The sequence below is a fragment of the Streptomyces sp. NPDC005925 genome, assembly GCF_040638805.1.
In the GTDB taxonomy this organism is placed as follows: domain Bacteria; phylum Actinomycetota; class Actinomycetes; order Streptomycetales; family Streptomycetaceae; genus Streptomyces.
This window is the reverse complement of sequence record NZ_JBEXVL010000009.1, coordinates 187485-205179: the sequence shown is the minus strand read 5'-3', so window position 1 is coordinate 205179 and position 17695 is coordinate 187485. Positions and strand designations below refer to the sequence as shown.

Below are 17695 nucleotides of genomic sequence, written 5' to 3'. Positions count from 1 at the left end.
CCGCGTGGAGCGGCGTGTCCGGTCAGTGCCCGGGCGGGGTGGTCCGGGTTCGTCGGGCGGGGGCGCCGCTCAGCAGGACCAGTCCTTCGTCGTGTCGAGGCCGTCGGCGCGGGGCTGGGTGAAGGAGAACCAGTTGCCGGAGTCGTCGCGGAACAGCGCCTCGACGCCGTAGGGCCGCTCCTGCGGCTCCTGGAGGAACTCCACACCGCGGTCCTTGAGCTTCTTGTAGTCGCCGTGGATGTCGTCGGTGGTCAGCACACCCGCGCCGAGCACGCCCTTCGCCACCAGCTTCTTGACCATCTCGGCGGACTCCGGGTCCATGCCGCCGCCCGGCACCATCAGCGTCAGTTCGACGTCGGGCTGGCGGGGCGAGCCGACGGTGAGCCAGCGCATGCCGCCCTCGCCCATCGTCATGTCGGTACGGACCTCCAGGCCGAGCTTCTCGGTGTAGAACTCCTTGGCGCGGTCCTGGTCGAGGACCCAGACGGTCGAGATCTTGAGTCCCTGGATCATGGAAGTGCTCCTGTCTGCGGTGAGGATGCGGGACGACGGCCCCGCACCGTCACCGTAGGACCCGGTGCCGTCAGACCGCTTCTTCAGAATTGCGGTCCGCTCTCCCCGCGGCACACTTCCCTTCCTCCCGCGCCGTGCTCCGCTTCCCCAGCGCCGTGATCCGCTTCCCCCACCCCGTGATCCGCCTCTGCCGCGCCGTGATCCGCCCCTGCCGCCCCGTGATCCGTTTTCTCCGCGCCGTACCCCGCGTCTCCCGCGTCGCGCTCCGCCGTTCCCGCGTCGCGCTCCGCCCGGCCGGGGCCACCACGGAAGCCGCCCGCCCAGAGCATCGCGTAGCAGCCGGGGATCAGGGCGGCGCCGCGGCCCACGTGCCGGGTGCGGTACTCGCTCGGGGTGAGCCCGGTCCACGCCTTGAACCGGGCCGAGAACGTGCCGAGGCTGCTGAAGCCGACCAGAGTGCAGATCTCGGTCACCGAGAGATCGGCGGTACGCAGCAGGTCCTCGGCACGTTCGATTTGGCGGTGGGTCAAGTACTGGCCGGGGGTCTCGCCGTAGGTCTCCTTGAAGGCCCGGATGAAGTGGTAGCGCGAGTACCCGGCGTGCGCGGCCACGGCGTTCAGGTCGAGCTCCGGGTCGCCCCAGTCCCGGTCCATGGCGTCCTTCGCCAGCCGCAACTGCCGCGTCTTGTTCATGGGCCGATGGTGGCACGGGGGTACGACAGCGGGCCCCGACCACGCGCTCCGACCACGAGCGCCGGCCACGGGTCCGACAGCGGGTCCGACGGTGGGTCCGACAGCGGGTCCGGAAAAGCAGAACCGGACTCCGGGACCAGGTCCGAGCCCACGCACCAGGACCGGACTCCGGGACCAGGTCCGGGCCCAGGCACCAGGTCCGGGCTCCGCATCCAGGCACCAGGTCCATGGACCGGCGTCGACACGCCGAAGCCCCCGGCGCGGACGCCGGGGGCTCGTGTCGGGCGAGGGCTCATCCGGGCGGGCAAGGGCCGACTGAGGCGGCCCCCAGCCGATCGACCGGCCACTGGGCCAGTCAGCCACCCCGCCACCCCGCCACGCGGTCACGCAGTCACACGGTCAGACGGACGGTCGGACCGTCAGACCGTCAGACCGTCAGACCGTCTCAGTCTGCGGGACCTTGACCCCCGCGCCCCCGGACAGAGCGCCGTCGGACACCACGGCCCCGGGCGCCGCGCCCTCCGGCGACGCGTCCTCGGCCTTCGGCCCGGCGCCCTTCAGCGGGACCTCCTTGATGAGCACCGCCGCGATCAGCGCCAGCACGGCCACCACCGAGCCCAGCAGGAACGCGGCGTGCGTGCCGTCGGAGACCGCGTACTGGTAGGCCTCCCGCGCCGCGGCGGGCAGCTTCGCGAGGCTCGCCGCATCGAGTTGCGCGGACTGCTCGGTCACCTTCGACCCCAGCGCCCCGGCCCGCTCGCTCATGGCGTCCTGGACGCGGCTGTTGAACAGGGCGCCCATGATCGCGACGCCGAAGGAGGAGCCGAGGGTGCGGAAGAGGGTGGTGGACGAGGACGCGACGCCCATGTCCTTCATCTCGACGCTGTTCTGCGCGACCAGCATCGTGATCTGCATCAGGCAGCCCATGCCCAGGCCGACCACGGCCATGAAGACGCCGGAGGTGAACCGTGAGGTCTCCGTGCCCATGGTCGACATCAGGTACAGCCCGCCGACCATCAGCACGCTGCCGGTGACGGGGAAGACCTTGTAGCGGCCGGTGTTCGTGGTGACGCGGCCGGCCACCATCGAGGTGACGAGCATCGCGCCGAGCATCGGCAGGAGCAGCAGCCCGGAGTTGGTCGCGGACGCACCCTGCACGGACTGCTGGTACAGCGGCAGGAACAGGGTGGCGCCGAACATCACGAAGCCGGTGATGAAGCCGATGAGGGACATCAGCGTGAAGTTGCGGCTGCGGAAGATGTGCAGCGGCACGATCGGCTCGGCGGCCCGGGTCTGCCAGAACACGAACCCGACGAGCGAGGCCACGCCTATCCCGATGAGCTCCATGATCCGCGCCGAGGTCCACGCGTATTCGGTGCCGCCCCACGTCGTGACCAGCACGATCGCGGTGATGCCGACGGTGAGCAGCGCGGCGCCCAGATAGTCGACGCGCGCCTCGGCCCGCTTCTTCGGCAGGTGCAGGACGACGCCGATGGCGGCGAGCGCGACAACGCCGAGCGGCAGGTTGATGTAGAAGGCCCAGCGCCAGCCCCAGTGGTCGGTGATCGTGCCGCCGACGAGCGGTCCGCCGATCATCGCGAGCGCCATGACGGCGGCCATCATGCCCTGGTACTTGCCGCGCTCCCTGGGCGGTATCAGGTCGCCGATGATCGCCATGACGCCGACCATGAGACCGCCGGCGCCGAGGCCCTGTACGGCGCGGAAGCCGATGAGCTGGCCCATGTCCTGCGCCATGCCGCTGAGCGCGGAGCCGAGCAGGAAGATCACGATCGAGGTCAGGAAGGTGCCCTTGCGGCCGTACATGTCACCGAGCTTGCCCCAGATCGGGGTGGAGGCCGCGGTCGCGAGGGTGTACGCCGTCACCACCCAGGACAGGTGCTCCAGGCCGCCCAGGTCGCCCACGATGGTGGGCATCGCGGTCCCGATGATCATGTTGTCGAGCATCGCGAGCATCATCGCGATCATGAGGGCGAGCAGCACTACCCGCACACTCCTGGGCTGTTTGCCCACCTCTGCCCCCTGTGCGGGTGCTGCCGTGTCCGCCATCGTTCCCCACTCCCCCAGCTCCGGTACTTACTTGTCGCCCGGCTAGTTGTCTACACTGGGGAAAGTAGACGCGTAACTAGCCGGGCGTCAAGTAAGTTTCCGGATGAGTACGGTAAGAGGAGGTTTGGGGCGCACCATGGACGGCACCAGGCAGCGGCGCCGCGGGAACACCCGCCAGCGCATCCAGGACGTGGCGCTCGAACTCTTCGCCGGGCAGGGCTACGAGAAGACGTCCTTGCGCGAGATCGCCGAGCACCTCGACGTCACCAAGGCCGCGCTCTACTACCACTTCAAGACCAAGGAGGAGATCCTCGCCGGCATCTTCGAGGACCTCGCGAAGCCGATCGAGGAGCTCATCGAGTGGGGCGGCGGTCAGCCGAAGACCCTGGAGACGAAACTGGAGATCGTCCGCCGTTACAGCCAGGCCCTGGCGGGCGCCTCCCGGCTGTTCCGCTTCATGCAGGAGAACCAGGCGACGGTACGGGAACTGCGCATCGGCGAGACCTTCAAGCACCGGATGCTGGCGCTGCGGGACATCCTGCTCGACCCCGACGCCTCGCTGGCCGACCAGGTCCGCTACTCCAGCGCCCTGTTCACGCTGCACGCCGGCATGTTCGCCCTGCACGACCTGGACGTCGACCCCGAGGAGAAGCGCCTGGCCGCCCTCGAGGTCGCCACGGACCTGGTCACCCAGGCCCACCGGGGCACACACCCGTAACGGCGCTCGGGCCCCTCGCCCGGAGAATCCCGTAACCCTCCGGTCCGCTCAGACGCGCACGCCCTTGGACCGCAGGAACGCCGCCGGGTCCACGGCCGAGCCGTAGTCCGGGGTGGTCCGGACCTCGAAGTGCAGGTGCGGGCCGCTGGAGTTGCCGGTGTTGCCGGACCGGGCGATGTGCTGGCCGGTCGTCACGACCTGGCCGACCCCCACGTCGATCCGGGACAGGTGCGCGTACTGGGAGTACGTGCCGTTGCCGTGCTGGATGACGACGGCGTTGCCGTAGGCGGGGCCGTCACCCGCACCCCAGCCGCCGGCCTTGACGACCGTGCCGCCGTGCGCGGCCATCACGTCCGTGCCGGAGGGCACGGCGAAGTCCTGGCCGGAGTGCTTGTGCGCCCACCGGCCGCCGTTCTCGGCGAACTTGGCGCTGAGCCGGTACGCCTTCACCGGGTCGATCCAGGAAGCGGCCTTCTTCTTCGCCGCGGCGACGGCCCGGTTCCTGGCCTCGGCGGCAGCCTTCTGCTTCACGACGGCCGCGGCCTTCGCCTTGGCCGCCTTCTCGGCCTTGTCCTTCGCGGCACCGGCCTGGGCGGCCGCCTGCGCCTCGACGGCACTGGCGGTGGTGGTGGAGGCGGCGGCGGCCGTGGTGTCGGCGGCGGCCGCGACCCCGGCGCCCAGGACGACCGAGGCTCCCAGGCCGGTGGCCAGGACGGCGGCGCGGGTGCGGAGCGGGAACGTACGGGCGTTGCGGGACGTGACGCGCTGGGACATCGAAGAACCTCATGGGGACGGGGGCGTGGAGTCACCCGGCGTACTCGTCGCCGGATGGCTGTTCCTTGGTAACCCGAACCCCCACAGACCCTCAAACATGTGACCTACGACGCCAGATAGTACGTAAGCCCTAAAGGCCTGATGTCTCCACAGAAGCCGCATTCAGTTGCATACAGCCCTCAGCAGGCCTCAATTGACCCAATCCGGTCACCCTCGAGCCGCCCCTTATGCACAAATGTCCGTTTTGCTTGTGAGGGCTTTTCCACTATGCAGGCTAGTAAGGGACAAAAGGCCTGTGCGCCATGTCACCGCTGAGCGGGATCGAAAGACTGCGGAATGTGACCGGCGCTACGCTGACCAGCTGCGACAGTGCCGCACAGGGGTGCGTGGACACAGGGGGAGACGGCGAGATGGAACCGGCCGCGGGGATGAGGATGGCGTCGAGCGTGATCGGCCCCCTCATCAAGAAGCTGTTCGTCACACAGGGGCCGGGTGCGGGCCTGGTCGACCGGCCCGTACGCATCTCGGGCCACCTCTCCTTCAGCGGCGAAAAACGCACACTGACCCGTGCCGACCTGCACAAACTCTCGGCCGAACTGGTCCGCCAGGCGCTGCGCGGCGACGGTGAACGGCCCGTCGCGGCCGACGAGGAACAGGCCGTCGTCCACGCCCTCGCCGACACCCTGCACGCGCTCGGCGACCTCACCATGACCGACGTACAGGCCGTGGAGCTCGGCCACGAAGCCCTGGCCGGTGCCCTGCGCGACGCGAGCGGCCACCCCGAGCGGGACCTCTCCCAGGACGCGGCGCTGTTCCTCGCGCGCCTCCTCGACACCGCCTGCCTGCACGTCCTGCACTTCTTCACGCAGCGCTCCACGTTCGTCCCGCGCACCCTCGTCGAACAGACCCGCCGCCAGCGCGAACTCGTCGCGAAGCTCGACGCCCTCATCGCCCGCACACCACCCACCGGCGGCACGGACACCCCCTTCGAGCGGCGCTACCTCACCTATGTCACCACCCGCCACAGCCACCTCACGATCTACGGCATCGACCTGGTCAACTCCCCCGACCGCTGGCCCCTGGACGCCGCCTACCTCAGCCTCCAGGCCCTCGGTGCCGACGAGGACGGCCACGCCACCGGCCCCGGCGGCCTGCACATCGCCCCGGCCGCCACGCCCCGCCCCGCCGAGCAGGCCCTCGCCCTGCACGACCGGGTCCTGCTGCGCGGCGTGGCCGGCTCCGGCAAGACCACGCTCGTGCAGTGGCTCGCGGTGACCGCGGCACGCGGCGAACGCGGCGACCGGGTCCCCTTCGTCCTCCCCCTGCGCACCCTGGTCCGCCACCCCGGCGGTCTCCCGGCCCCGGACGCGTTCCTCGCGGCCGTACGCGTCCCCTTCCACCCGGGACAGCCGCCCGGCTGGGCGGACCGGGTACTCACCGACGGGCGCGGGCTGCTGCTGGTCGACGGCGTGGACGAGATACCCGAACGCGACCGCGAACGCACCCGCCGCTGGCTGCGCGAGCTGCTCGAGGTGTATCCCGGCAACCAGTGGCTGGTCACCTCCCGCCCCTCCGCCGTACGCGAGGACTGGCTCACCCCCGACGGCTTCACGGAACTCGCCCTCACCCCCATGAGCCGCGACGACGTGGCCGCGTTCGTCGCCCGCTGGCACGCGGCGGCGCGCGCGGGCGCACCCGAGTCGGACACCGGACTGCTGGAGGCCTACGAGCGCTCCCTGCTCGACGCCGTCGGCACCAAACCCGACCTCGGCCGCCTCGCCACCAACCCCCTGATGTGCGGGCTGATCTGCGCCCTGCACCGCGACCGGCGCGGCTACCTCCCGCACGGCAGGCAGGAGTTGTACGACGCCGCCCTGTCGATGCTGCTCGCACGGCGCGACGAGGAACGGGACATGTTCCCGCAGGGCGGCCCGGACAGCGGCGTCCACCTCACGGAACTCCCCCAGATCCAGCTCCTCCAGCGCCTCGCGTACTGGCTGATCCGCAACAACCAGTCGGAGATGGACCGCGAGCGGGCGGTACGCATCGTGGCGGACGTCCTGCCGTCACTGCCGGCGGCCGCGTCCCAGGGCGACGCGGAGCACGTACTCGGGTACCTGCTGCTGCGCAGCGGACTGCTGAGGGAGCCGAACACGGGCACGGTGGAGTTCGTCCACCGCACCTTCCAGGACTACCTGGGGGCCAAGGCGGCGGTGGAGGACGGCGACTTCGGCCTGTTGGTGCGGGGAGCGGCGGACGAACAGTGGGCGGACATGTTCCGCATGGCGGTGGCCCACGCCCGGCCACGGGAGCGCGCCCAGCTCCTCGGTGACCTGGTCGAGTCGGCCCGGCATCTGGACGGCCCGGCCGCCACCCGCGTGCGGTTGCTGTCCCTGGCCTCCCTGGAACACGCGACGCAGATCGATCCTGCCGTACGGGAACGGGTGGAGCGGGAGGCCTCGTCGCTGATCCCCCCGCGCACCAGCCGCCAGGCGCGGGGACTGGCCGACGCCGGGCCGCTGGTCCTGGAACTGCTGCCCGGGCCGGAGGGGCTCAGGGACGAGGAGGCACGGGCCGTCGTGGTCACGGCCTCGCTGATCGGTGGCGACGCGGCGCTGCCCGTGCTCGCCCGGTTCCGTTCCCATCCCTCGCTCGGCGTGCGTGCGCAGCTCGTATGGAGCTGGCGGCGGTTCCCGGCCCGCTCGTACGCGCGCGAGATCGTCGCGCACCTGCGGGAGGAGGACCTCTTCTACACCGTGCACTCGGCGGAACATCTCGCCCTGCTCGAGGAGATGGGCGGGCGGACCTCACTGCAGCTGGAGGGTGACCTGGACCCCGGCATGCTGTCACCGGGCTCCGTCGTCCGGCTGGTCGTCCGCAAGAACGACCGGCTGCGGGACCTGAGCGTTCTGGCGGAGCACGACGGGCTCACCCGACTCGGCCTCAACGCCTGCCGCCACGTCGACGACCTGGCACCACTGCGGCACCTGCCGCTGGCGTCGCTGGCGCTGGAACGTCTGGACGGTCTGCACCGGCCGGACGTGCTGTCCGTGTTCTCCGGTTCCCCCACCCTGGAGCACCTGTCCCTGGGCACCCGGCTCGTGGCGGGCTCCCTGGCCGCCGCGCTCCCCGAGGCGGCCCTGACGTCCCTGCACCTGACGGCGGACGCCGTCATGGAGACCGGCCTGCGCGATCTGCACCTGCGCCCGTCGCTGCGACGGCTGGACCTGACGGGCCTCAACTGGAAGCTGCGGGAGAGGGAGTACGAGGAGATCGCCGCCCTTCCCGGGCTGGCCCGCCTGGACGTCGACCTTCAGGCCATCGGCTGGGGCGAGCGGCCTCTGCCGGGCGTCGTCCATCTGACGCTGGGCAACTTCCGCGGCACGGAGGACCTTTCGGCGGTCCCCGGGCTGTTCCCGGATCTGCGCACGGTCGATGTCCTGCTCGCACCGCAGGCTGCGAGGGTGGGCCGCCACATCTTCGCGCCGCTGCCGGTCGAGCCCCACGTCTCCCGGGCCACCAGGGTGGTGTGACCGCCCTCTTCCCGCCTACCGCCCGGTAACTCTATGGTTCCTTCCGCGCCACCCCGCTTCCGTACCTGAAGGAACGATCGCGAACCCGGGACCGGGCGAGAAGCAGGCCGTCGTCCTCGACATCGACAACACCGCGTACTGGGCGACTTCCCGTACGGGCCTGTTGCCGGGCTGCGGGTAGCTGAAGCCGAAGTCGGTCTCCAGCGCTCCAGGACCACGGCGTCGCCGTGTTCTTCGTGACGGCGCGCCCCGGGATCATCGCCTCGGCGACCGACTACAACCTGGACCACGCCGGCTACGACGTCGCCGGACTCTATGTCCGCGGCTTCCTCGACCTGTTCAAGAACGTCGCCGACTACAAGACGGCGCAGCGCGTCGACATCGAGTCGAAGGGCTAGCTACACGATCGTCGCGAACATCGGCAACAGCGCCACCGACCTGTCGGGCGGCCACGCCGAGGAAACGTTCAAGCTCCCGGACTACGGACTACGACGGCCAGTTGTCGTAACCCTTCCACGACAACGCCGGAGGGGGCCGGTGCCTCACGGCACCGGCCCCCTCCGGGCGGGTGTCTACGCCTACTCCCGGCTGCCTACTCCTTGTTCAGGTTCGGTCCGGCACCGCCGGCCGCCTGCTCGATCGGCGGGACGTCGGGCAGCGCCGCCTTCTCCTCGCCGCGGAACGTGAAGGTCTGGGTCTCGCCCTCGCCCTCCGTGCCCACGACCACGATGTGACCGGGACGCAGCTCGCCGAAGAGGATCTTCTCCGAGAGCGTGTCCTCGATCTCGCGCTGGATGGTGCGCCGCAGCGGACGCGCGCCCAGCACCGGGTCGTAACCCTTCTTGGCCAGCAGTTCCTTCGCGGACTGAGAGAGCTCGAGGCCCATGTCCCGGTCCTTGAGGCGCTCGTCCACCTTGCCGATCATCAGGTCGACGATCGCGAGGATGTCCTCCTGGGTCAGCTGCGGGAAGACGACCACGTCGTCGACGCGGTTGAGGAACTCGGGCCGGAAGTGCTGCTTGAGCTCGTCCGAGACCTTGTTCTTCATGCGCTCGTAGTTCGTCTTCTTGTCGCCCGAGGCCGCGAAGCCCAGGTTGAAGCCCTTGGAGATGTCCCGGGTGCCGAGGTTGGTCGTCATGATGATGACCGTGTTCTTGAAGTCCACGACCCGGCCCTGGGAGTCGGTCAGCCGACCGTCCTCCAGGATCTGCAGCAGCGAGTTGAAGATGTCCGGGTGGGCCTTCTCGACCTCGTCGAAGAGGACCACGGAGAACGGCTTGCGGCGGACCTTCTCGGTCAGCTGGCCGCCCTCTTCGTAACCCACGTATCCGGGGGGCGAACCGAAGAGACGCGAGACCGTGTGCTTCTCGCTGAACTCCGACATGTCGAGGGAGATCAGCGCGTCCTCGTCACCGAAGAGGAACTCCGCCAGTGCCTTCGACAGCTCCGTCTTACCGACACCGGACGGGCCCGCGAAGATGAACGAACCACCGGGACGCTTCGGGTCCTTCAGACCCGCACGCGTACGGCGGATCGCCTTCGACAGCGCCTTGACGGCGTCGATCTGGCCGATGACCCGCTTGTGCAGCTCCTCCTCCATGCGGAGCAGGCGGCTGGACTCCTCCTCGGTCAGCTTGAAGACCGGGATGCCGGTGGCGGTCGCGAGGACCTCGGCGATCAGGTCGCCGTCGACCTCGGCCACGACGTCCATGTCGCCGGCCTTCCACTCCTTCTCCCGCTTGGCCTTCGCGGCGAGGAGCTGCTTCTCCTTGTCGCGCAGGGAAGCGGCCTTCTCGAAGTCCTGCGAGTCGATCGCGGACTCCTTGTCGCGGCGGACGCCGGCGATCTTCTCGTCGAACTCGCGCAGGTCCGGCGGCGCGGTCATCCGGCGGATACGCATCCGGGAGCCGGCCTCGTCGATCAGGTCGATCGCCTTGTCCGGCAGGAAGCGGTCCGAGATGTACCGGTCGGCCAGGGTGGCGGCCTGGACCAGCGCCTCGTCGGTGATGGAGACGCGGTGGTGCGCCTCGTACCGGTCGCGCAGGCCCTTGAGGATCTCGATCGTGTGCGGCAGGGACGGCTCCGCGACCTGGATCGGCTGGAAGCGGCGCTCGAGGGCCGCGTCCTTCTCCAGGTGCTTGCGGTACTCGTCCAGCGTGGTCGCGCCGATGGTCTGCAGCTCACCGCGGGCCAGCATCGGCTTCAGGATCGAAGCGGCGTCGATGGCGCCTTCGGCGGCACCCGCACCGACCAGCGTGTGCAGCTCGTCGATGAACAGGATGATGTCGCCGCGGGTGCGGATCTCCTTCAGCACCTTCTTCAGGCGCTCCTCGAAGTCACCGCGGTAGCGGGAGCCGGCGACCAGGGCACCGAGGTCGAGGGTGTAGAGGTGCTTGTCCTTGAGGGTCTCGGGCACCTCGCCCTTGACGATGGCCTGGGCGAGGCCTTCGACGACGGCGGTCTTGCCGACGCCGGGCTCACCGATCAGGACCGGGTTGTTCTTCGTACGGCGGGACAGCACCTGCATGACCCGCTCGATCTCCTTCTCGCGCCCGATGACCGGGTCGAGCTTGGACTCACGAGCGGCCTGGGTGAGGTTCCGGCCGAACTGGTCGAGGACCAGGGACGTGGAGGGCGTGCCCTCGGCAGGACCGCCGGCGGTGGCGGTCTCCTTGCCCTGGTAACCGGAGAGCAGCTGGATCACCTGCTGCCGCACACGGTTCAGATCCGCGCCCAGCTTGACCAGGACCTGGGCGGCGACGCCCTCGCCCTCGCGGATCAGGCCGAGCAGGATGTGCTCCGTGCCGATGTAGTTGTGGCCCAGCTGAAGCGCCTCGCGGAGCGAGAGCTCCAGGACCTTCTTGGCACGCGGGGTGAAGGGGATGTGGCCGGAGGGGGCCTGCTGGCCCTGGCCGATGATCTCCTCCACCTGCTGGCGGACCGCCTCGAGCGAAATCCCGAGGCTCTCAAGGGCCTTGGCGGCGACACCTTCACCCTCGTGGATCAGGCCCAGGAGGATGTGCTCAGTGCCGATGTAGTTGTGGTTGAGCATCCGGGCTTCTTCCTGAGCCAGGACGACAACCCGCCGCGCGCGGTCGGTGAACCTCTCGAACATCGTTAATCGCTCCTCAGAGCGGTCAGGCAGTGGGGGGAACTTCCCCTCCCTGTCCTTCCGCAGCTTAGTCCCGCAAGCGGGGACCGCTCATTCCAACTGCCGACACCGGACCGAGAACCAACACTGCCTCCTGACCCCGTACGCCGACATGTGCTCCAACCCGATGGTGCGAGACGATGTTCCCGCAGGCCAGGCAGATACCCCACTCGCCAGTACGCCGATGGCGAACGTGAGGCGGCCTGTTCTGCGTGTCGCCCCCTCCCACTAGGGATGTCTTACCCGCCCGGACTGACAGTCCATGCCGCGCGCCCCCGTTCCCTCCGCTACGGGCGAACAACCTTGCGCCTGCCCGCAGCACCACGAGCCCTCGTGTTCGACACCCTCCGCACTCGTCGTCCCACCCAGCGTAACTCGCGGGGCCCCGGGACCGTTGCTCCTGGCATGTCCGAAGCCCTCACTCCGCCCGCGGCCCCGGAAACGACCCCGCGCGGAGCCCCGCCGGGGGTCCCGCACGGCACCCCGGCCGCCGTACCGCTGCCGCGCCGACCGTTCGAACAGGCCGGGCCGGGCGGGCGGATCGAGCGGGAGAACGCGCGGATCCGCCGTGACCGCCGGGACGACGGCTTCGTCCGGCACTGGTACGAGAACGAACTGGGGTGGCCCACGGTGCCCGGTCCTCCCGTACGGCTCGCCGTGGGCGTGCGCTTCGACGTCCTGGACGTTCCGGCGGAGGCGGGCCGCGCCGCGCTGCGGCGCCTGGCGCCGGGCTCTCCGGTGGCGGTCCGGGGCGACCGGATGCGGCTGCTCGTGGCGGCGGGCAGCGCGGAGGAGCTGCCCGGGCTGCTGGAGTGGCTGGAGTGGGGCGCGAGTGGGCTGGCGCTCGACCTGGCGGCGCTGGGGGCGGGCGATGTCATGACGGCGCCGCTGCCTCCGGGGGCACTGGTGCACGGCGTCGTCGGCTCCGGCGGTGCCGCCGGGCCCGGTGTCACGGCCGGCCCGGAAACGGGCTCTGCGGACCGTGCCGGCGCCGGCGTCTCGCAGGGGGCCGCCGAATGGGTGCGGCCCCCCGATCCCGGGTGCGAGGTCGAAGCCTCGCTGCCGACACTGTCGGCGCTGGGGGGCGACGGTGGCGCCCCCGATCTCGTGCGACTGGTCGACACGGTGGCAGCGCAGTGCCACCGCGTCCGGCTGCGGCGCGCGCGTTTACGGTCGCCCGCCTGCTTTTCGTAGGAGTTTCGTCGGGTAAGACCGTCGATCAGCCGTTGGCCTTCTCGTAGGCCTCGCGAATGGAGGCGGGAACACGGCCGCGGTCGTTCACGTCGTAGCCGTTCTCCTTCGCCCACGCGCGGATGGCCGCGGTGTCCTGGCTGCCACCGGAAGAGGCACGGGACTTTCCACGCCCGCCCGAAGCGCGGCCTCCCGTACGGCGACCGCCCTTCACGTAAGGCTCGAGAAGGCCACGGAGCTTGTCCGCATTGGCAGTGGTGAGATCGATCTCGTACGTCTTGCCGTCCAACGCGAACGTCACCGTCTCGTCGGCCTCGCCACCGTCGAGGTCGTCGACAAGAAGGACCTGAACCTTCTGTGCCACCGGATTTCCTTTCATCGATAACTTCAGGACCGGGGGCGTCGGCATCCGCCGTATCGCCGTCCCCTGTTATATGCAGTACTGCAGTACGCCGGAAAGCAAACCGCTTTTGCGGGAAAAACACAAACCCCCGGGAGAGACTCACCGGCCGCGGCCCGTCCGGAAACATGCGCGTTTCGGACATAGGGCACCGGGGCAAGCTTCGGGCGCGGCAATCGCCGTCGATCACAGATGGAGAAGCATCCGCCTGTTGCCCAAGGTGTTCGGTTTCACTCGTTCGAGTCCCAGGAACTCCGCGACGCCCTCGTCATAGGAACGCAGGAGCTCGGCGTAGACATCGGTGTCCACCGGTGCCTCACCCATCTCGACGAAGCCGTGCTTGCCGAAGAACTCCACTTCGAAGGTCAGACAGAAAACCCGGCGAACACCGAGCCAGCGTGCCGTGTCCAGCAACTTCCCCAGCAACTGATGGCCGACGCCGGCGCCCTTCAGGCCCGGCTTCACCGCGAGAGTGCGCACTTCGGCGAGGTCTTCCCACATCACGTGCAGTGCGCCGCAGCCGACCACCTCGGCGTTGTCGTCACGTTCCGCCACCCAGAACTCCTGGATGTCCTCGTAAAGCGTCACCGTGGCTTTGTCCAGCAGGATGCGGTCACGAACGTAGGCGTCAAGGAGACGGCGCACCTCCGCGACATCGCTGGTTCGGGCCCGCCGGACGGTGAGGGCTTTTGCGGTGACTTCGGGGCTGTCTGCTGACATGAGCGGACGCTATCGCCCGCCGCCGTCCGTTGCGGAGCCGGGGTTCTCGGCGGGGTTGTTGTCGGTGGTGATGCCCGGGGCGTTGTCCGCCGCCTTGTCCGCCGTCTTGTCCGTCGCGTTGTCGGTGGTGTTGTCGGTCGTGTTGTCGGCGGTGATGTCCACGGGCTTGTCCGGGCGCCTGTCCGTGGGCTTGTGCAAGCGCTTGTCCGTGTCCTTGTCGGTGCGCTTCTTGGTCGGCTTGTGCGGGGACTTGTCGCCGAGGTTGCGGGCGGGCCTGTTCGCACGCGGGGCGACGGGGTTGTTCTCCGGGGTATCGCCGGTCGTATGGGAGGGTGTATCGCCCGCGGTATCGGCGGGCGTTTCCGGAGCACGGACGATACGGAGCGCGTCACGGAGGGCCTGTCGCTGTTCGTCGCTCATCATCGCGAAGAAGGCGACGAGAGCGGCGGCGGGGTTGTCACTGTGTGACCAGGCCTCGTTCATGAGAGCCGCGGAGTAGGCGGCGCGTGTGGAGACCGCCTGATATCGATAGGCCCGGCCTTCCGCCTCGCGGCGCACCCAGCCCTTCTGATGGAGATTGTCCAAAACGGTCATCACCGTGGTGTACGCGATCGAGCGTTCCCGCTGGAGATCTTCCAGGACTTCTCGAACGGTCACCGGGCGGTTCCACTTCCACACCCGCGTCATGACCGCGTCTTCGAGTTCTCCCAATGGGCGAGGCACCCTCAGCACGATAGTGGGAGTTCACGCCTCAGGCATGCAGAACGTGCGCTTTACCGACAAACAGATCAAAAAGGGCGACGTGGGGTGCGCTGCGGGGAGACGAGGAAAACCGGTGCCGGGGCTCGAGTACCCGCGCGCGGGGTGGAGTCGGGTCAGGCGTCCTTGGCGGTGGCGGGCGCGGGGGCGGCCTCCGTGCGGGCGAGGGCGGCGTCGACGGCCGCGTCCTCCTTGGCCTTGTTGGCGCCGCCCTGCGTCTTCACGATCACGCGGATGAGGCCGACGAAGAACACGGCCATGACGACCGGGGGCACGAGCGCGGAGACGTAGTCCATGAAGCCAGAGTAGCCAGGGGCCGGGAACCGCGGCACCGGGGTCCGCCGGGGCGGCGGCGAGCGGCCGGCCGGGGCGGGGGGACGCCCCGGGCCTCGCGTCAGCCCGCGGCTTGTTGCCGGGGCGGGTTCGCCGGGGGCGGGGCGGGCTTGCGGCGCGGGAAGACCTCACCGGGGGTCGGGACGGGGCGGCCGGGCCGCCTGGGTGCGCCGGTGTCCGGGCCGGCCGGCTTGTCGGCGGGCTTCTTCTCGGGCTTCTCGGCGGGCTTCTCGTCGCCGTCCTGACCGGCCGCGGCGAGGGAGGGCCGCGCCGCGCGCCCGGGCTTCTTGGCCGAGAGCCGCGGGCCGGACGCGGAGCGGCCCCCGGGGATGGCGAGGAAGGGGGTGCGGGAGGCCGGGATCGAGGGGACGGCAGGGCTGCCCGGCTGGTTTTCCCGGGCCATCTCGTGGGCGGCCGGGGCTGCGGTGCGCAGGCCGAGGCGGACCGCGCGAGCCGCGAGGCGGGTCCGTACGTCCCGCTCGGCGAGGTTCTCGCAGTGGGCGAGGAGGGCGGCGGCGGTGGGGTTGCCGCGCAGGGCGCGCAGGGCGGCGAGGTCGTCGGGGCCGGGGCCGTAGCCGGAGCCCAGGGCCTCCTCCAGGAGTGCGAGGTAGCCGGCCGCTGTGCCGGGGAGGGCGGCGCGGTACCGGGCGAGGTCGGCCACCAGGAAGGCGCGCAGCCTGACGCCCTCCCGCATCGCCTCGTCGAGCAGGTCGGCGAGCCGGAGGCAGTCCTTGACGTCCCCGGCCGAAGCGGGGCGGGGGTGTACGGCCAGAGCGAGGGCGCGGCGGAGCACACGCAGCTCCGCCACACCGAACGCCATGCCGCCGCGGGATCCGTATGGCGTGGGCATGCTGCGACGATACGCGCTAATCAGACAAACCGGGCACTTGGGGGCGGTGTGGCGCGGGGCCGCCACTCCTCCGGAGGGGTGAATCGCCCCGGCCGGGGCGGCGCGGGTGGGGGCGGCCGCGCCCCGTCACACACCGGGCCGCGCGGCACACCCCCACGGTCACCGCCGCGCCGCGTGACGTGACACCCTTGTCACCGCCCGCTCACATGCGCGCCACGTTCCGCTCGTACACCAGCCGCAGGCCCATCAGGGTCAGCCACGGCTCGTGTTCGTCGATCACCGTCGACTCGCCCAGCACCATCGGCGCCAGCCCGCCCGTCGCGATGACCGTCACCTCGTCGGGGTCGTCGGACAGCTCCCGCACCATGCGGTTCACGACCCCGTCGATCTGCCCGGCGAAGCCGTAGATGATGCCGGCCTGCATGGCCTCCACCGTGTTCTTGCCGATCACGCTCCGCGGCCGCGCCACCTCGATCTTGCGCAGCTGCGCGCCCTTGACGCCGAGGGCGTCGACGGAGATCTCTATGCCGGGCGCGATGACCCCTCCGATGTACTCCCCGCGCGCGGACACCGCGTCGAACGTCGTCGCCGTGCCGAAGTCCACGACGATCGCGGGGCCGCCGTAGAGCTCGACCGCGGCGACCGCGTTGATGATCCGGTCGGCGCCGACCTCCTTGGGGTTGTCGGTGAGGATCGGCACGCCCGTCTTGACGCCCGGTTCCACGAGGACCGCGGGGACGTCGCCGTAGTAGCGGCGGGTGACCTCGCGCAGTTCGTGCAGGACCGAGGGGACGGTCGCGCAGATGGCGATGCCGTCGATGCCGTCGCCGAGCTCGTCGCCGAGGAGCGGGTGCATGCCCATCAGGCCCTGCAGCAGTACCGCCAGCTCGTCGGCGGTACGGCGGGCGTCCGTGGAGATGCGCCAGTGTTCGACGATATCCTCGCCGTCGAACAGACCCAGGACGGTGTGCGTGTTTCCCACGTCGATCGTCAGCAGCACGGCCGTTCCCCCTACTCCGCCGCTCGCAGATCGAGGCCGATGTCCAGGATCGGGGAGCTGTGGGTCAGCGCGCCGACCGCCAGGTAGTCGACGCCGGTGTCCGCGTACGCCCTGGCGTTGGCCAGAGTGAGGCGGCCTGAGGCCTCCAGCCTGGCGCGGCCGTCGACCAGGGCCACGGCCTCCTCGCACTCGCCCGGCGTGAAGTTGTCCAGCAGGATCAGGTCCGCGCCGGCGTCCAGGACCTCGCGCAGCTGGTGCAGGGTGTCGACCTCGACCTCGATCGGCACGTCCGGGAAGCCTTCGCGTACCGCCTTGAAGGCTTGCGCGACGCCGCCCGCGGCGACCACGTGGTTGTCCTTGACGAGGGCCGCGTCGGACAGCGACATGCGGTGGTTGACGCCGCCGCCGCAGCGCACCGCGAACTTCTCCAGGGCGCGCAGGCCCGGGGTCGTCTTGCGGGTGTCGCGGACCTTGGCCCCGGTGCCGGCGAGCACGTCCGCCCACGCGCGCGTGGCCGTCGCGATGCCCGAGAGGCGGCACAGCAGATTCAGCGCGCCGCGCTCGGCCGTGAGCAGGTCGCGGGTGCGGGTGGTGACGGAGAGGAGCTTCTGGCCCTCCTCGACCCGGTCGCCGTCCTCCACATGGCGTTCCACCTCGAACTCGTCCGTGCAGACGATCGACACGACCGCCTCGGCGACCCGGAGGCCCGCCACGACGCCGGCCTCCCGCGCGGTGAAGTCGGCGGTGGCCACCGCGTCCTCGGGGATCGTGGCGACGGTCGTCACGTCGACGCCGTGCGCGAGGTCCTCCTGAATGGCGACGTTGGCGATGTCCTCGACCTCCACGGGGTCGAGTCCGGCCTCGGTCAGGAGCTGGGCGAGGGCGGGGTCGAGCCCGCACTCCAGGTACTCCTCGCCGGTGTCGCCGCCGCAGGCACAGCCGTCACCGCAGCCGTCGGACGGGGCGAGGGGAAGGTCGGGTGAGGTCACTGCTG

The 17695-nt window shown here is 70.3% G+C and carries 14 protein-coding genes and 3 pseudogenes; 4 read left to right on the top strand and 13 right to left on the bottom strand.

Translation table 11 applies throughout. From position 1 onward, the window contains the following. Positions 1–69 precede the first annotated feature (69 nt). From ABZ354_RS14475 to ABZ354_RS14465, 3 genes and pseudogenes are all read right to left on the bottom strand, one after another. The gene (locus ABZ354_RS14475; protein WP_358656525.1) at positions 70–513 is read right to left on the bottom strand and encodes a VOC family protein; all 444 of its coding nucleotides are present in this window, start codon (positions 511–513) and stop codon (positions 70–72) included. 308 nt (positions 514–821) lie between these two features. Then, a pseudogene (locus ABZ354_RS14470) lies at positions 822–1205 on the bottom strand (helix-turn-helix transcriptional regulator); the annotation flags it as partial. 435 nt (positions 1206–1640) lie between these two features. Beyond that, positions 1641–3272 (bottom strand): MDR family MFS transporter, encoded by a 1632-nt coding sequence (locus ABZ354_RS14465; RefSeq protein ID WP_358656523.1) that lies wholly within the window; start codon positions 3270–3272, stop codon positions 1641–1643. Positions 3273–3408: 136 nt separating this feature from the next. Here ABZ354_RS14465 and ABZ354_RS14460 point away from each other — a divergent pair, with 136 nt between their 5' ends. Further along, positions 3409–3990: a TetR/AcrR family transcriptional regulator gene (locus ABZ354_RS14460; protein WP_358656521.1), complete on the top strand. Its 582-nt coding sequence runs from the start codon at positions 3409–3411 to the stop codon at positions 3988–3990. A gap of 48 nt (positions 3991–4038) precedes the next feature. On the opposite strand, the gene ABZ354_RS14455 is transcribed toward ABZ354_RS14460, so the two are convergent. After that, a complete protein-coding gene (locus tag ABZ354_RS14455) occupies positions 4039–4764 on the bottom strand; it encodes a M23 family metallopeptidase (protein ID WP_358656519.1) in 726 nt (241 codons plus the stop codon). 410 nt (positions 4765–5174) lie between these two features. Here ABZ354_RS14455 and ABZ354_RS14450 point away from each other — a divergent pair, with 410 nt between their 5' ends. Then, positions 5175–8297 carry an NACHT domain-containing protein gene (locus tag ABZ354_RS14450; RefSeq protein ID WP_358656587.1) on the top strand — a complete coding sequence of 1041 codons (3123 nt, stop codon included), beginning with the start codon at positions 5175–5177 and terminating at the stop codon, positions 8295–8297. Between the two features lie 132 nt (positions 8298–8429). Here ABZ354_RS14450 and ABZ354_RS14445 read toward each other — a convergent pair. Then, positions 8430–8504 (bottom strand): annotated as a pseudogene (locus ABZ354_RS14445) (hydrolase); the annotation flags it as partial. Between the two features lie 20 nt (positions 8505–8524). Here ABZ354_RS14445 and ABZ354_RS14440 point away from each other — a divergent pair. Continuing rightward, positions 8525–8695 (top strand): HAD family acid phosphatase, encoded by a 171-nt coding sequence (locus ABZ354_RS14440; RefSeq protein ID WP_358656517.1) that lies wholly within the window; start codon positions 8525–8527, stop codon positions 8693–8695. Positions 8696–8889: 194 nt separating this feature from the next. Here ABZ354_RS14440 and ABZ354_RS14435 read toward each other — a convergent pair whose 3' ends face one another. Next, entirely contained in the window at positions 8890–11412 is a 2523-nt protein-coding gene (locus tag ABZ354_RS14435; protein ID WP_358656515.1) for an ATP-dependent Clp protease ATP-binding subunit, read from the bottom strand. 441 nt (positions 11413–11853) lie between these two features. Between ABZ354_RS14435 and ABZ354_RS14430 the strand changes: the two genes are divergently transcribed. Beyond that, positions 11854–12642 (top strand): SCO3374 family protein, encoded by a 789-nt coding sequence (locus tag ABZ354_RS14430; RefSeq protein ID WP_358656513.1) that lies wholly within the window; start codon positions 11854–11856, stop codon positions 12640–12642. A 25-nt stretch (positions 12643–12667) separates the two neighbouring features. Here the strand turns inward: ABZ354_RS14430 and ABZ354_RS14425 are convergent, their stop codons facing one another. The 7 genes and pseudogenes from ABZ354_RS14425 to nadC all read right to left on the bottom strand — a co-directional run bounded on the left by ABZ354_RS14425 (position 12668) and on the right by nadC (position 17690). Continuing rightward, on the bottom strand, positions 12668–13003 hold the full coding sequence (locus ABZ354_RS14425) for an Lsr2 family protein (protein WP_358656512.1): 336 nt from the start codon (positions 13001–13003) through the stop codon (positions 12668–12670). A gap of 222 nt (positions 13004–13225) precedes the next feature. Further along, positions 13226–13759: an amino-acid N-acetyltransferase gene (locus tag ABZ354_RS14420; protein WP_358656510.1), complete on the bottom strand. Its 534-nt coding sequence runs from the start codon at positions 13757–13759 to the stop codon at positions 13226–13228. Positions 13760–14128: 369 nt separating this feature from the next. Then, a pseudogene (locus ABZ354_RS14415) lies at positions 14129–14446 on the bottom strand (BlaI/MecI/CopY family transcriptional regulator); the annotation flags it as partial. A 188-nt stretch (positions 14447–14634) separates the two neighbouring features. Continuing rightward, positions 14635–14814 carry a hypothetical protein gene (locus ABZ354_RS14410; RefSeq protein WP_358656508.1) on the bottom strand — a complete coding sequence of 60 codons (180 nt, stop codon included), beginning with the start codon at positions 14812–14814 and terminating at the stop codon, positions 14635–14637. A 98-nt stretch (positions 14815–14912) separates the two neighbouring features. After that, positions 14913–15671 (bottom strand): hypothetical protein, encoded by a 759-nt coding sequence (locus ABZ354_RS14405; RefSeq protein ID WP_358656585.1) that lies wholly within the window; start codon positions 15669–15671, stop codon positions 14913–14915. Positions 15672–15903: 232 nt separating this feature from the next. Further along, entirely contained in the window at positions 15904–16701 is a 798-nt protein-coding gene (locus tag ABZ354_RS14400; RefSeq protein ID WP_358656506.1) for a type III pantothenate kinase, read from the bottom strand. A gap of 11 nt (positions 16702–16712) precedes the next feature. Then, a complete protein-coding gene (nadC, locus tag ABZ354_RS14395) occupies positions 16713–17690 on the bottom strand; it encodes a carboxylating nicotinate-nucleotide diphosphorylase (RefSeq protein ID WP_358656504.1) in 978 nt (325 codons plus the stop codon). Positions 17691–17695 lie beyond the last annotated feature (5 nt).

Excerpts from the sequence above, each read along its gene's own strand:
- ABZ354_RS14475 (WP_358656525.1), bottom strand. The coding sequence starts at position 513 with ATGATCCAGGGACTCAAGATCTCGACCGTCTGGGTCCTCGACCAGGAC.
- ABZ354_RS14465 (WP_358656523.1), bottom strand. The coding sequence starts at position 3,272 with ATGGCGGACACGGCAGCACCCGCACAGGGGGCAGAGGTGGGCAAACAG.
- ABZ354_RS14460 (WP_358656521.1), top strand. The coding sequence starts at position 3,409 with ATGGACGGCACCAGGCAGCGGCGCCGCGGGAACACCCGCCAGCGCATC.
- ABZ354_RS14455 (WP_358656519.1), bottom strand. The coding sequence starts at position 4,764 with ATGTCCCAGCGCGTCACGTCCCGCAACGCCCGTACGTTCCCGCTCCGC.
- ABZ354_RS14450 (WP_358656587.1), top strand. The coding sequence starts at position 5,175 with ATGGAACCGGCCGCGGGGATGAGGATGGCGTCGAGCGTGATCGGCCCC.
- ABZ354_RS14435 (WP_358656515.1), bottom strand. The coding sequence starts at position 11,412 with ATGTTCGAGAGGTTCACCGACCGCGCGCGGCGGGTTGTCGTCCTGGCT.
- ABZ354_RS14430 (WP_358656513.1), top strand. The coding sequence starts at position 11,854 with ATGTCCGAAGCCCTCACTCCGCCCGCGGCCCCGGAAACGACCCCGCGC.
- ABZ354_RS14420 (WP_358656510.1), bottom strand. The coding sequence starts at position 13,759 with ATGTCAGCAGACAGCCCCGAAGTCACCGCAAAAGCCCTCACCGTCCGG.
- ABZ354_RS14410 (WP_358656508.1), bottom strand. The coding sequence starts at position 14,814 with ATGGACTACGTCTCCGCGCTCGTGCCCCCGGTCGTCATGGCCGTGTTC.
- ABZ354_RS14405 (WP_358656585.1), bottom strand. The coding sequence starts at position 15,671 with ATGGCGTTCGGTGTGGCGGAGCTGCGTGTGCTCCGCCGCGCCCTCGCT.